Genomic DNA, 15,186 nt, shown 5'->3' on the forward strand with positions numbered 1-15,186 from the left:
GTTTTACTGAAAATGTGAATAATGAAAGGAAGTGACCATGATGTTCAAAAAGCTTTTCGGCGTTTTACAAAGAGTCGGTAAAGCGCTGATGCTCCCAGTAGCCATACTGCCAGCAGCCGGTCTGCTCCTTGGAATAGGAAACATGCTGGTAAACCCCGATTTTCTACAATACGTTCCGGCACTTGAGAACGATGTAGTTCAGGCAATTGCGAACGTATTGATGAACTCAGGGCAAATTGTATTTGATAATTTATCCTTACTATTTGCCGTGGGTGTTGCCATCGGTTTATCCGGTGGTGAGGGTGTTGCTGGTCTAGCCGCTATTATTGGTTTCCTCGTAATGAATGTTACGATGGGTACTGTAATTGGCGTCAATGATTATGTCCTGAGCCAAGGCGACTTTTCCTATGCTAGCGTCTTAGGAATTCCAACACTGCAAACGGGGGTATTTGGAGGTATACTCGTCGGTATATTGGCATCGTCCATGTACAAACGATTCTTCAAAATCGAACTTCCATCCTACCTGGGTTTCTTCGCAGGTAAACGTTTCGTACCGATCATGACTGCGGTAACGTCTTTGATTCTTGGTCTGGCATTGACCTTAGTTTGGCCGCCAATTCAACACGGTCTGAACTATGTATCACAAAGTATGATTGATACGAATAAAACGCTCGCAGCGTTTATCTTCGGAACAATCGAACGCTCGCTTATTCCTTTTGGTCTGCATCACATCTTCTATTCTCCGTTTTGGTATGAATTTGGTACCTACGTAGATAAAGCTGGGGAATTGGTTCGAGGTGACCAACGGATCTTCATGCAGCAGCTTCGTGATGGCGTAGAATTCACAGCAGGAACATTTACGACAGGTAAGTATCCTTTCATGATGTTCGGTCTTCCAGCAGCTGCTTTGGCCATTTATCATGAAGCTAAACCTCATAATAAAAAAATTGTCGGAGGTTTGATGCTTTCCGCAGCATTGACTTCATTCCTGACAGGGATTACAGAGCCGCTTGAATTCTCATTCTTGTTCGTAGCTCCATTGCTGTTCGCAGTACATGCTGTTTTTGCAGGTTTGTCCTTTATGACCATGCATATTCTTAATGTCAAGATTGGTATGACCTTCTCTGGAGGTTTTATTGATTACGTGCTCTTTGGTATTATCCCGAACCGTACGGCTTGGTGGCTCGTAATTCCAGTAGGTCTTGCTCTTGCCGTAATTTACTACTTCGGGTTCCGCTTTGTTATTCGGAAGTTCAATCTGATGACACCGGGTCGTGAAGAGGATACGGGTGAGGTTGAAGATACTAACACAGAATCCGTTTCTAAAACGGGTGATGATTTACCACGAAACATCTTGTCTGCGTTGGGTGGTAAAGAGAACATCGCTCATCTGGATGCTTGTATTACCCGTCTTCGTGTGGAGGTTAAAGATAAATCAGGTGTGGATAAGACTCGTCTGAAGAAGTTAGGTGCATCAGGTGTGCTTGAGGTGGGTAATAACATTCAAGCGATCTTCGGCACACGTTCCGATACCATTAAATCTCAGATTCAAGATGTAATTAGCGGGAAGACACCTGCGCCAACGCCGGTTGCGGCTACGCCACAGCCTGAAGAAGAACAGCAGGCAGGTGAAGCTGGTGAAGCGATTATCAAAGAAGATATCGTCTCACCGGTAAATGGTGAACTAGTGGATATCACTGAGGTTCCCGATGCAGTATTCTCCCAAAAAATGACGGGTGATGGTTTTGCTTTCTTATCCGATGATGGAAAGATTGCTTCACCAGTCTACGGTAAAGTGTTTAATGTGTTCCCGAGCAAGCATGCGATCGGCATTATGTCCGATGGAGGTAAGGAAGTGCTCGTTCATATAGGGGTTAATACAGTTAAGCTTAAAGGTCAAGGCTTTACAGTTCTAGTCGAAGAGGGCGACCTTGTAGCTGCTGGACAGCCGATCATGGAAGTGGATTTAGAATATGTAAAAGCACATGCACCATCAGTAATGTCTCCTGTTATTTTCTCCAATTTACCAGAAGGCTCTTCCGTAACCTTGAAGAAGCCAGGTAAGGTATCCATTGGCGATAAGGATATTATTACCATTCAGTAAAAGTGCAAGGGTGGACGCTTCCTTTAAACATTAAAGGGAGCGAAGCCTTCACTATAAATTTAAAAATATTCTATTAAAAGAAAGCGAGTTGGATAATATTATGCAAACAACATTCAGAATTATCGATGAAGATGGAATTCACGCACGTCCGGCAACTGCCTTGGTAAATACAGCTACGAAATTCAAAGGTACAGAAGCTTATGCAGAAGCAAAAGGCAAAAAAGTTACATTGAAATCTATCCTTGGCGTATTGTCATTGGGTCTAGAAGCTGGAGACACTTTGTCTCTGATTACTGAAGGTAGCGAAGAAGCTGAAGCTCTGAGCGCACTTTCTGATGTAATGATTAAAGAAGGGCTAGGGGAAATCCATGAATAAAATTTCAGGAATCGCGGCTTCAGCAGGGATTGCAGTAGCCCGTGCTTTTATCCTGAAACATCCGGATTATACAATTACAAAAACTAGTATCAGTGATCCTGAAGCAGAAGTCGCCAAGTTGAATGACGCACTTGCTAAATCAAGTGCTGAACTGCAGACCATTAAAGAGCGTACTTTAGCAGAACTAGGAGAGAAGAAAGCAGAGATTTTTGCATCTCATCTGCTGATTCTTGAGGACCCTGAGCTGATTAATCCCGTAATTGATAAAATTCGTCAGGAATCGGTTAATGCGGACTATGCACTAAACGAAGTAGCTACACAATTCATTGAAATGTTCGAAAACATGAAGAGTGCTTACTTACAAGAACGTGCAGCTGACATGCGTGATGTGACCAAACGCCTGCTGAACCACTTGCTGGGTATTCATTATGTTAGTCCTGCAGAAATAAATGAAGAGGTTATTGTTATCGCTGAGGATTTAACACCTTCTGACACAGCACAGCTAAATCGCAAGTATGTTAAAGGCTTCACAACAAACATTGGTGGACGTACGTCCCACTCCGCGATTATGGCACGTTCTTTGGAAATTCCAGCGGTAGTTGGAACTAAGAATGTCATGACAGAAGTGAATTCTGGGGATCTAGTGATTGTTGATGGTTTGAACGGAGACGTTCTTATTAATCCTAGTGAAGCAGAAGTGGCGGAGTACGTTCGCAAGCAGGAAGCTTACGACTTGCAAATTGCAGAGTGGAAGAAACTTCGTGATAAACCAACGATTTCTTCAGACGGTAAGCACGTGGAGCTGGCGGCTAATATCGGTACACCAAACGATGTCAATGGTGTAATTGAGAATGGTGGCGAAGGTGTAGGCTTGTATCGTACTGAGTTTCTATACATGGGCCGCGATAAGCTGCCTTCTGAGGAAATTCAATATAACGCCTATCGTACTGTGCTTGAGAATATGAAAGGCAAACCGGTAGTCGTACGTACACTTGATATCGGTGGCGACAAAGAACTGCCGTATCTGGATCTTCCAAAGGAAATGAATCCTTTCTTAGGATTCCGTGCGATTCGTCTTTGTCTGGATCGTCAGGATATTTTCCGTACGCAACTGCGTGCTTTACTGAGAGCAAGTGTTCATGGGGATCTTCGCATTATGTTCCCTATGATCGCAACACTTGGTGAATTCCGTGCAGCTCGTGATCTTCTGCTTGAAGAGAAAGCGAAGCTTCGTGAAGAAGGCAAGGAAGTATCTGACAACATTCAGCTCGGCATTATGGTTGAGATTCCTTCCACTGCTGTACTGGCTGACCAGTTTGCAAAGGAAGTTGATTTCTTCAGTATTGGTACGAATGACCTTATTCAATATACAATGGCTGCTGACCGTATGAATGAACGGGTGTCTTACCTGTATCAGCCATACAATCCGGCCATCCTGCGTCTGGTCAAGAATGTAATTGATGCAGCGCATGCAGAAGGTAAATGGACAGGAATGTGCGGTGAGATGGCTGGGGACGCAACAGCGATTCCACTCTTACTAGGTCTTGGCCTTGATGAATTCAGTATGAGTGCAACGTCAATTCTGCCAGCACGTAGTCAAATTTCTAAATTGTCGGCTGCCGACATGAAGGAACTGGCTGCAAAAGCATTGCAACTTGGCACTGCTGAAGAAGTAGCTGCACTTGTTCAAAGCATCACTAACTAACTATTTCCATATGCATTACTCCGTTAAACGTTTTATAACGTTCCAACTACTATTACCGACTTCCGATGTATGGAGGTCGGTTTTTTTGTGTTTATATCGATAATTTTATTTCTTACGTTGGCTTAAGTTCATACGTGAGCGTTATACTCAATTTAGAATAATTAAATTCACTTTTTATTTGCTTTATTGCACAGATGTCTATGCCGATAGTAATAGTGATGAGTATAAAGTCGGTAAGGAACCCAAACCTGTAAATATGTCTTACATATAATAGTATGAATCCATAGAAAGTTTATACTCCTTTACCGACTTGCAGAGCTGTGCAAGTATTAATATGATCTAAATTGGAAATATTTGGACTTATAAGCATCCCTATAAGTTAGCCAGGGAGCCATAGGATGGTGTTAACTCATGAGTAAAAATGTTATAAATACAGAATTAATGTTAGAGGTCTATGAAGGTAAAGACCTGGGCTTGTCGTACTCGGTGGAGTACAGTATATTTAAAGTTTGGGCACCTACTGCTTTTGCTGTATCTCTAGTTTTGTACGAAACAGATGGAAATCAACGTAACATTGGATTTGATCCGAGCTCTACAGATAGTGGGCGTATTATATATATGCAGCGTCAGAACGGCGGAGTCTGGCAGACTAAGTTATCAGGTGATTTAAAAGGGAAATATTATATGTACCGTGCTGTATTTGCTGATGGAAATGTGACGGAAGCAGTAGATCCTTATGCAAAAGCCGTATCGGCAAATGGTTTAAGAACAGCAATCGTTGATTTGCGCAGGACCCATCCTGAGCATTGGGAGAAGGACGTTGCTCCTCCATTGCAGCATCCTGCAGACTCGGTTATTTACGAGCTGCATGTGCGTGACTTCTCCTCACATGAGAGTTCTGGCATGTACTATAAGGGCAAATTCAAAGCATTTACCGAATTTGGCTTAAGAGATTCGGAAGGAAATGCAATAGGTATTGATCATCTGGTTGAATTGGGTATCACCCATGTACATCTGATGCCCGTGTTTGATTTCCAGACCGTAGATGAGTTAAGTGTAATAAAGCGTGGTTCGTCCATTGAACATACCGACTACAATTGGGGATATGATCCTCAGCATTATAATGTACCGGAAGGATCATATAGCACTGATCCTACCGATCCAGGTCTACGAATCCGGGAATTTAAAGAAATGGTTCAGGCTTTGCATAGTCGTGGGATTTCATTAATTATGGATGTGGTTTACAACCACACGTATGCTGTGGAGAAGGGTCCCTTCGAGCCGCTTGTACCAGATTACTTCTATCGCCGTGACTACTTGGGACGTTTATCTAATGGCTCGGGAGTTGGTAACGAGCTGGCTACAGAGCGTCCGATGGTACGCAAATATATTAAGGATTCGTTGTCCTACTGGGCTACGGAGTATCATATTGATGGCTTCAGATTTGATCTAATGGGTCTGATGGATAGTGTGACCATGCGTGAAATAACGGAAGAGCTTCGACTTGAGGTGAATCCTAATCTGCTGTTATATGGCGAACCTTGGACAGGTGGAGATTCTCCACTGGCAACAAAGACGCTAAAAGGTGTGCAGCGGGGGAAAGGATATGCTGTCTTCAATGATAACTTTCGTTCGGCGATCAAAGGTGATAGTGATGGATGGGGACGGGGCTTCATTACAGGGGAATACGGTAAAGAAGGGGCTATTGCAGCCGGAATCAAAGGAGCCATCCACGAATTTACAGACTCCCCAGTGGAATCGGTGAACTATGTAACGGCCCATGATAATTTGAATTTATGGGATAAGGTGCTTACCGTTCAAGGGGGATTTCAGGATGCCATTTCACGGGCTAATCCTTACGTGAATGTAGATCTGGAGAATATTCTCTGCAATGAGACCGTGCGCCGATCCCTACTTGCAAATGGAATCATCCTGACCTCGCAAGGGATTCCATTCCTGCATGCCGGTGATGAGCTACTGCGCAGTAAATTTGGAGATCATAATAGCTATCGTAGCGGTGATACGATAAACGCGATCCGCTGGAACATGAAGAGTATGTTTAAGCCTGTATTTCAATATTATAAAGGTTTGATCGAACTGCGGCGTACACATCCGGCATTTCGTCTACATGGTCGGCAGGAAATTGAGCGTTCGCTGGAATTTCTGCGCTGTGATGGGGGGATCGTGTCATACCTGCTTAGAAATCATGCAGGAGGTGACCTCTGGAACAATATAACAGTCATCTTTAATGCCAATAATGATCGAGTAAAGCTATCTCTTCCTGAAGCTAACAACGGTTGGAACGTGGTAGTGGATCATACCCGAGCGGGGACAGAAGCATTCCGGAAGGTCGCAGGTAGCGAGGTGGAAATTGAAGGCTTGTCGATGATGGTGCTCTATGATGAATGTGGTGAGCCAGCACCGCGGTCCAAAATTATCGAAGTACACTATGAGCGGCCAGATGGGAAATATCAAGGCTGGAATCTTTGGGTTTGGGATACAGGAATTCAGGACGGACAATGCGACTTTCGGTATATGGAGGATGGGCGTGCAGTTGCACGAATTGAGGTGTTGCCAGGTACCGATTCTATCGGGTATATATTACGACTAAATGACTGGGAAGAGAAAGATGGGGATGGCGATCGCTTCATTGATTGTTCCAAGGATGAAGAGCTGATCAAGGTCATGGTTATAGATCGTGATCAGGAGAATGATGGAATCTCAGATGATCATCTGCAGTTAACCAGTTAAAAAAATAAAAAAGAGCTGCTTCAGGGTTAGTTGTCCCCCGGAACAGCTCTTTTTGTTGATCTTATGGTTTTCCGATGATCTGGTTGGATAAACCTACATCTAAAAGCTCGTAGTAGAGATTAGCTTCATTCCCTCCATGGTCTTTGGAAAGGTACATCGCTAGATCTGCGGCACGCAGAAGTTCATTAATACTGCTTCCATGCTCAGGAAATAGGGCTACACCAATACTTGCGGAGGTGTGGAAGCTAGATCCATTGTCAATAGACCAAGATTTGTTGAATAACTTAAGCAACCGTTGTAGCATTTCATCTAACATTTCTGGAGAAGTAAATCGGTGCAGTACCACCGCGAATTCATCACCGCCAATCCGGAACGCCTGGCCTACACCTTTAACCGTTTGCAAAAGCTCTCGAGAGAGCAGCTGGAGAAATTCGTCTCCAGCGAGATGTCCTAAGGTATCGTTTAACTGCTTGAATCTGTCACAATCCAGCAATGCGAGTGCAATATTCTTTCTCCGTTCCTCGGGTTGGTTGATGAGATTCTCCATGTACATTTTGAAATGAGCTCGGTTGGGAATCGCGGTTAAATGATCATAGAAGGCTAGCTTATGTAATCGTTCTTCGTATTGCTTCCGTTGTGTAATTTCACGGGACACTAACATAAATTGTGCTGGGAAATTATTGCTTCCCCGAACAGGCGACACCTTCGTTTCCAGCCATACCCATTGCCCTTCAGCTCCACGCATTCGTAGCTCTGAGATACGAGGGGTTCCTTGAACGACACTCTTTAGTTTAGCCCAAGCAATTTCCGGTTCACGAATGTAGTTGGAGAGTGGGTCACCCTTTTTAGGAACATAGCCGAGAATACTTGAATGTGAAGGGGAGCTATACAGTATCAACCCGTTAGGATCAGTCAAAATAATAAAGTCAGACATGGTTTCGCCGATTAGCTGATAGAGTGTTTGTTCCTCCAGCATTTCATTTTTGAGCCAAATGATTTTGCGACCCAGATAAATAATAACTAGAAGCAGAATAAAGAAGACCAATGAGTATAGCGCAAAGAGTGCACTCTTTTTATCTTGGAATCCATCTGTTACTTGTAAAGCGTAGGTGTCTATCAGGTCTTCTGATTGATCTAGATGAGTTCTGACTTCATTTAACTGCATGTTCAGACTTACAGCATGATATGAAGCAGGATCCCATCCGATCTGCATCCGTTCAGCTATCAATTTACTTCCTGTACTCTTCCATAGGACTAGGGATGTTTCGAAGGCATGGAGCTCGTTCTCTAATTCAGTAAGTATATTTGCCTGTTTCAAATCACTGTAGGGTTTGTTGATAGATTTGATGTCTGAACTTGCTAGGCCTACCCGTTCTTGTGCTTGTTGATTATTGTCCTTAAATTCCTGAATGAACTGATCACGTTCAGCGTCAGTGAGGTTCGAGCTCATGGAGGAGTGGAGAGCGATTGCGGCTTGATGCAGATCACGATCAGCGCTCAGTATGAGCTCAGAGTTCTCAAATACATCTTCATATAAAGAATCTGACATTCTGTTAATGGTGTGATTCAGATAGAGTAAAGAAGCTACACTAATCCCAACCAGTAGAATGGAGATCGCAGCGAAAATAAAGATTAGTTTGCGTGTTACTTTGATATCGAAAAATCCAGCCACGGTCATCTTCTCCCCGCATAAGATGTTTAACAAATCTTATTGCTGCTAACTATAACCTGCGGAACTTCCATTTGTGGCAGGCGTGTTTTATTTTCAGGCAAAGATGTTGAGAGTAATTATGTAAAAAAAAGAGGTGTTGTAACATAGTGGGAATTGAGGCATGGGAAAGATAAATTGTGTGTGGATCGCAGTTTGTAGTACAACAAGTATATAGGACGTCCTACTTATAGAGCAATCGCTTCCTCAAATAAATATCAATAATAAAAAATTTAAATGATTATGGTATGGGCCTATTGCCTTATCTATATTCAAATCCATAAATCCTATTACCCAACGCCTTCGTAAATGATACCCAGCTCAGCCCCAAAAATATGAGTTCTGTTATGTTAAAAAAAGCTGCCTAGTCATAATAATGACTGTGGCAGCTGACTTGAAGTTACTATTCGTTACGTAGTGCATGAATGGGGCGAAGCCGTGCGGCTTTGTTCGCAGGCATCATTCCGAAAATCACGCCGATAAGCAAGGAGAAAACAAAAGATATCAGTACCATATCCCAAGCAATGGATACTGTAAGTGAAGTGTACTTTCCTAGTAACCAACTACCTGCGACTCCAATGCCAACACCGATCACCCCACCCAATCCGCTAAGCACAATGGATTCGATCATGAATTGAGCGAGAATATCGAACTTTTTGGCGCCGATTGCTTTGCGGATACCAATTTCTCTTGTTCTTTCATTAACGGATACGATCATAATATTCATAATGCCGATCCCCCCGACAAACAGAGAAATGCCGGCAATTCCCGCAAGTGCCATTGAAAGCGTAGCTGTCGTAGAATTTACAGTTTCCAGCATCTCTTGAGAGTCAAAGACACTAAAAGCATTATCCGCATAATTAAATTTAGCATCCAGTGTACTCTCTAGTTTATCTTTTACGGTAGCTACAGTGTCTGCTGAAGTCGTCGCAATTGTGATGGAACGTACGCCTTTGCTTTTTAACTGACGTTCTGCAGTAGCTATAGGAATCAATAAGATATCATCGTTGGAGCCACTTAGATTAGAGCCTTTTGCTTCCAAAAGACCGACGATTTTATAGCTGATCCCGTTTAGCTGTACCTTTTGGCCGACAGGATCATCTGTACCGAATAAATCCTCAGCCGTACCTGTGCCGATTAGCGCTACCTTCTGCCGGTACTCCGTATCAATATCAAGCAGGAAACGTCCTGACTGTACATGAAAATCCTTAACGTCCTCATAAGAAGGTGTAATGCCCTCAACTGTAACGCTAACATTCTCAGTATTATGCTTGGCTGTAACGTTGCCACTGATCACAGGAGCTACATTTTCTATCCCCTCTATATCTCCTAGTGCCAAGGCTTCTTCATAGGTGAGGGAGGTGGTAGCCCCACGGCCAGTGATGTTTACCGTCAGTTGATTTGTTCCGAGTCCATTAAGCTGCTCCGTAATCTGAGAAGTAGTTCCCTGCCCCACAGAAACGAGGATGATAACGGATGATACACCAATAATAATACCCAGCATCGTTAAAAAAGCTCTTACTTTACTGCTGTAAATACTTTTTAGAGCCATCCGCATACTTTGAAATAATTTCACCTCGCATTCCTCCGATCTTCTACGAGGTTGCCATCCTGAATACGAATGATCCGCTTTGCTTGCTTTGCAATTTCGAGGTCATGTGTGATTAGGATGATTGTATGACCCTGCTCATTTAATTCTCGTATCATCTGCATGACCTCTTGTCCAGTTCGCGTATCAAGCGCCCCGGTAGGTTCATCTGCAAGTAGAATCGGGGGAGATCCAGCCATGGCTCGCGCAATCGCTACACGCTGCTGCTGACCTCCTGAAAGCTCAGAAGGTCGGTGATGCATTCTCTCCTCCAAACCAACTTTAAGGAGTGCTTGCTGCGCTGTTTCTCTGCGTTCTCGATGTGAGAGGCCGCGGTATATTAGCGGAAGCTCCACATTCTCGACAGCAGACAACTTGGGGAGGAGATTGAAGTTTTGAAAGATAAAGCCGATCTTCTCATTCCGGATAACTGCCAGCTTGTTGTCGGATAACTTACGAACCTCTTGTCCGTCTAGGAGATAGCTTCCTTCATCCGATACATCCAGGCATCCGAGCATGTTCATTAGTGTTGATTTACCAGAACCGGAAGGACCTATAATCGCTACGAACTCTCCGAAGTCGATTGTAAAGGAAAGATTTTTTAGAACTGTCATAGTTTCTCCGGCCATAGTATAGCCATGGGTCATATTCTGGACTTGGATCAGTGGCGTTAAAGCACTCATCTACTGCCACCTCCGCCACCACCAGGTGCTCCGCCCGTGCCACCAGTACCACCTCCACTGAAGCCACCACCGCCACTAAAGCCGCCGCCGCCGAAACCGGCGCCACCCATACCGCCCATGCCACCTTGCATTTGCATCTCAGTACTAGTTGTACCTGTTTTGGTAGAGATGACAGTAGGGATGATCACTTTGTCTCCTTCATTAAGCCCACTGACAATTTCAATACTGCTCTCATCATGGATGCCCACTTCGACGGAAACTGTTCGCTGATTACTATTTCCACGGTTTCTTGTGCCAGCTGCTCCGTTAGGCATAGTACCGCCGCGAGCATCAGGCGCTCCACTAGGCATAGCGCCATCGCGAGCATCAGGAGCCCCGCTAGGCATAGCACCACCGTTAGCATCGGGAGCCCCGCTAGGCCTCGGTGCTTGGCCCTCGCTAGAGGCTTTTGAGGAATCGGTTGAACCCGGTGAACCCGCTGTTAAAGGGAGAGAAACTGTGTACTTGCCATTTCTTTCTTGAACAGCTTCAATAGGTACGGTTAATACATCTTTTTTCTCAGCTGTTGTAACTGAAACTTCTGCCGACATCCCTACAAGGGCGCCTTCGGAGGTGGTTAAGCCAACGGTAACATCGAAGAGGGAGACTCCGTTCGAGACGGTGCCTTCCTTGGCAATCTTAGTAACACTCCCCTTGAATTCAGTGTCGGGCAGGGCATCCAATGAAATGGTAGCAGGCATCCCTATTTTCACTGTAGGAATATCAAGCTCATCCACCTGCACTATGACGCTTAAATTAGCATAATCGGTGATATCGATGAGTTCAGAGCCATCCATCGCTTTTTCACCGCTGGCTATGTTAACTGCTGTAACAGTTCCGTCAATAGGAGCGGTTAGGGGATATGGAGGGATCATATCCTCTTGTACAGATGCAATTTTTTCGATTTGAGAAGCGATATCCGTTTTCGCTTTTTCAATCGAACGTTTGGCACTGGCCAATTCATCCTCGGAGGCACCTGCCACGGCAAGCTTCTTATACTGCTCCTGCTTGTCCTGAAGATCTGTTTCAAGCGAGGTAAGAGAGGTTTGTTCCTGCTTAAGATTATCGCTCAGGTCATCGCCTTCGAAGGTAATTAATGTCTGACCTTTTTTCACATTGTCGCCTTCTTTGACAAGCACCTCAGCTACGGTTCCAGCGTCCTTCGTTTTCACTTTTCCTGTTTCTGTGGCCGTGACGGAGCCTGCTCCAGATACATTTACTACGATATCGCCCTTCGTAACCGTGGCTGTATTAACGGGCACTTCAGCAGCCTGACTGCTCTTATCAGGTAAAAATGTATACACCAACAATCCGGCTGTTACTACAGCTACTACTCCGATGGTCCAGAGCAACACTTTTTTCTTCTTCATTTCTTTCCTCCATAGATCATCAAATTTCTTTTAACTTAGGCCACCCCTCGTACTCTTACTAAGTGTCGGATGGATTGTTAGCACTAGAATCGGTGTTTGAAGTGGAATTGTTGTTTGAAGTCGTTGACGCTGCCTGATAAGTGACAACATAGGTCCCAGTTCCCAGCAAATTTCGATGACCTTGGAATTCGTCGTATACATTCAATCGGATCGCGCCGCCACCTAGAGTTTTGTAAAGATTGCTTGTGAATGTTGTGGTGTATGACTTGAAGTTCCCTAATGGTAGATCTGTGCCCAGTGTTAATGTCTTCTCCATCGTTTGTCCGAAGGGGTCGATCAGCTCTAGTACAAGCTTGTGCTCATAGGTACCCGATTCGTAAAGCGTGCTGCTCGACAGGTTGTAGGTTAGGACAGTGCTTAGCGTATCTTTTCCACCAGTGATGGTGGCGACTGCATTTGTAACGGATAGGGTATAAGGGAACAATTCTACATCCAAAAGATTGCTTTTTGACTCCACCGCAACATTATTTAGTCCCAGTGACACCGTATTGATATATCCCGTTGATTTCCCACCAGGAGCCGTAAGTTTTCCTTCGGATACCCCTTCACCGACATAAAGAACAAGCTGAGAAGGATCTACTCCAAGTGGAAGCTTAGTCCAGACGGTAACCAGATTTTTTCCGTTAGGGCTCGTGGAAGTGGTAGACTGGTTGACCTCGGCTTCGTAATATTGATTGTCAGGCGTTTTGTAATAAGCTACGAGTTGAGCCTGCTCCGATTTACGTGATTCCTCACTGTTCATTTCCAGTTCTGTGTACATGATATTGGAGCTCGCACCCTGATAAACCGTTGTCCGGCGCTCTAAAACTTCTGCTTTTTTACTTTCAAGGTCAATTTGGAAGGAACTTAGTGCTGCAACTTCCTGAACACGGCTGTCCAACTGATTTGTACTTAAAGAAAGAAAATTAATTTTGCTTTCGCCGGAGGTTTCTTGCAGCGTTATTTTTAATTGATTGAACTGGTAGGTGTAAGGAACATTGGCCACGACATAAACGTCTGCGGATTCATTTGGCCCGAGTATGGTTTGCGTGCTTTCTGTGACGACTTGGGAAGTGCTGCTAATATCACTCTCACCAGCTTTAATGACGCTTGTAAATGCAGGAAGCTGCACAGAGGTCGATTTCGTGTTGCGAATATTGATTTTAGCTACAAGCTGATCTTTGTCTGCCCAAGGTAGCCGCTGGATGTTCTCAAGCTTGACAGCAAATGTGCCGTGACTGTTCTCCACTGCGTATTCTGTATCCTGCCAATTGTTAGTTTGGAGTGTGTAAGGAATCTGATAATAGGCCGCAGGAAAAATGATCTTACCCTCTACAGTGGGTTCAGTCATTTGCAGCTGTAGCGTTCCTTGAGCGATCGTTAGCGGAACTTCTGCACTGAGCTCAATTATTTTTTCTTCAAGGGGTTTGAGTGTAAGGTTAGCGAAAGCCTTCGTGTCCACCGGAAAGCTGTATCCTTCAGCGGCTTTAACGGTAAACTCATAAGCAGGCAAAGTAATCGCCTTGTTGCCGCTATTTTTTACTCGGAATTGCAGCGTCCACTTCGCGGTGCCGTTGTCGGCATAGACATTGGCGTTTTTTAACTGCGTCTCGACAGTATTATTGTTAATCGTAAGCTTCTTGATGACATTGCTGGCTACGACAAGATCTGGTGTGGTAGCAGCGGGAAGGTTATAGGTGACGATGGGCAAAGCTAATTTTAATGAGGTATCTTCTGCAGCAAACTGCAGAGTCATATTGTCTGTCTTCATATAAGAGGGGATTTCCGTCATGTAGTAGATCGTCTTTTTTTCCTGTGGCTGTACTTTGTAGTTACTGCTCGCATCATCAAGCGTTAATTCAAATACAGATCCTCCTGCGGATGCGAGGTATCCCTTAAGTCCAGGATCACTTAGCACTTTGGTTCCTTGATTGGTTAAGCTCACACCTACTTTGGCGTATACCTTACCGTTATATTTGTAAATTTGCAGACTTTCCGTTTTGGTTGTTACGGGCTGATTATTCAAGGTTATCTTTTTACTTTGGCCTCTAGCGACCGCTTGTGAAAAAGCAACAGGCATGGTGAAGGTCCCCAGCTTTTTTTGATAATCGGTACTGCTGAAATCCCAACCGAATACTGAAATCTTCACTCCATTTAAAGATGTGGATTTACCGACGTTTACGTAATAGGTTACGGATTGACTGCTTTTGGAGGGGATAGATTTGATGGTTGCACTGCTGGTTACTGGGCTTCCTTGGATAACGGTTCCTCCGGCAGTTGTTACTTTAGAGAAATAGTCCACAAGATTGATGCTGCTTCCGCTCCCATTGTTATAGCTGAGGGTGTATGTAAGAATATTGCCGCCATCCTGAGTCAAAAAGCCAACATCGGTCAGCTTCACACTAAAGTTACTCTTTAAAGCTATCGAGCCGAGTTTATCCAGAGTGGATACAGTGGTGGCAGTTGCTGTTTTGGTGGATGAAGTAGTCGTTGATGCCGCGTATGCTCCATACGCTGAAGCTTGACTCAGAACTGCTGCGCTAAGTATGATCACAGCTACTTTTGTTCTTCGTGCATGCATGTAATTCCCTCCCGGTATGAAAGTCCTTGTATTTTGAAGGTGATTTATGATTGAGTACAACCATGCCTTCTTAATAATGGAAATTATCAAGCTCCGCTGAACGTTAGCTGAAAAAAAGTCCCCAAAATGGCTCTGAACCTTAAAGCCAGCTTAAAGCCAGATAAAAATTGCCCTAATTATGCTTGAACTTGTCAAAACGACAGATTTTGCATATAATAAACAGACATATCTCTTGCATAAAA

9 protein-coding genes are annotated in these 15,186 nt (G+C 44.2%); 4 read left to right on the top strand and 5 right to left on the bottom strand.

All coding sequences use genetic code 11. The annotated features are described in order from the left end of the window. Positions 1-40 precede the first annotated feature (40 nt). From ptsG to pulA, 4 genes are all read left to right on the top strand, one after another. Positions 41-2,104: a glucose-specific PTS transporter subunit IIBC gene (ptsG, locus tag NSS87_RS08340; protein WP_339248473.1), complete on the top strand. Its 2,064-nt coding sequence runs from the start codon at positions 41-43 to the stop codon at positions 2,102-2,104. A 100-nt stretch (positions 2,105-2,204) separates the two neighbouring features. After that, positions 2,205-2,480: an HPr family phosphocarrier protein gene (locus tag NSS87_RS08345; protein ID WP_042131974.1), complete on the top strand. Its 276-nt coding sequence runs from the start codon at positions 2,205-2,207 to the stop codon at positions 2,478-2,480. Beyond that, positions 2,473-4,185 (top strand): phosphoenolpyruvate--protein phosphotransferase, encoded by a 1,713-nt coding sequence (ptsP, locus tag NSS87_RS08350; RefSeq protein ID WP_042186158.1) that lies wholly within the window; start codon positions 2,473-2,475, stop codon positions 4,183-4,185. Before NSS87_RS08345 ends, ptsP begins: the two co-directional genes overlap by 8 nt. Before the next feature lie 411 nt (positions 4,186-4,596). After that, positions 4,597-6,936, top strand: coding sequence for a type I pullulanase (gene pulA, locus NSS87_RS08355; RefSeq protein ID WP_339246213.1), 2,340 nt, complete (start codon positions 4,597-4,599; stop codon positions 6,934-6,936). A 61-nt stretch (positions 6,937-6,997) separates the two neighbouring features. Here pulA and NSS87_RS08360 read toward each other — a convergent pair whose 3' ends face one another. The 5 genes from NSS87_RS08360 to NSS87_RS08380 form a co-directional block, all read right to left on the bottom strand. Further along, positions 6,998-8,608 carry a diguanylate cyclase gene (locus NSS87_RS08360; RefSeq protein WP_339246215.1) on the bottom strand — a complete coding sequence of 537 codons (1,611 nt, stop codon included), beginning with the start codon at positions 8,606-8,608 and terminating at the stop codon, positions 6,998-7,000. Between the two features lie 439 nt (positions 8,609-9,047). After that, positions 9,048-10,220, bottom strand: coding sequence for an ABC transporter permease (locus tag NSS87_RS08365; protein ID WP_339246217.1), 1,173 nt, complete (start codon positions 10,218-10,220; stop codon positions 9,048-9,050). Continuing rightward, a complete protein-coding gene (locus tag NSS87_RS08370; protein ID WP_042186162.1) occupies positions 10,217-10,915 on the bottom strand; it encodes an ABC transporter ATP-binding protein in 699 nt (232 codons plus the stop codon). The genes NSS87_RS08365 and NSS87_RS08370 overlap by 4 nt, the downstream gene beginning before the upstream one ends. After that, positions 10,912-12,324: an efflux RND transporter periplasmic adaptor subunit gene (locus NSS87_RS08375; protein WP_339246221.1), complete on the bottom strand. Its 1,413-nt coding sequence runs from the start codon at positions 12,322-12,324 to the stop codon at positions 10,912-10,914. The genes NSS87_RS08370 and NSS87_RS08375 overlap by 4 nt, the downstream gene beginning before the upstream one ends. A gap of 58 nt (positions 12,325-12,382) precedes the next feature. Further along, complete coding sequence (locus NSS87_RS08380) at positions 12,383-14,944, bottom strand: hypothetical protein (RefSeq protein ID WP_339246223.1); 2,562 nt, start codon at positions 14,942-14,944, stop codon at positions 12,383-12,385. Between the last annotated feature and the right edge of the window lie 242 nt (positions 14,945-15,186).

It is taken from the genome of Paenibacillus sp. FSL F4-0243 (assembly GCF_037963295.1).
GTDB lineage: Bacteria > Bacillota > Bacilli > Paenibacillales > Paenibacillaceae > Paenibacillus_AQ.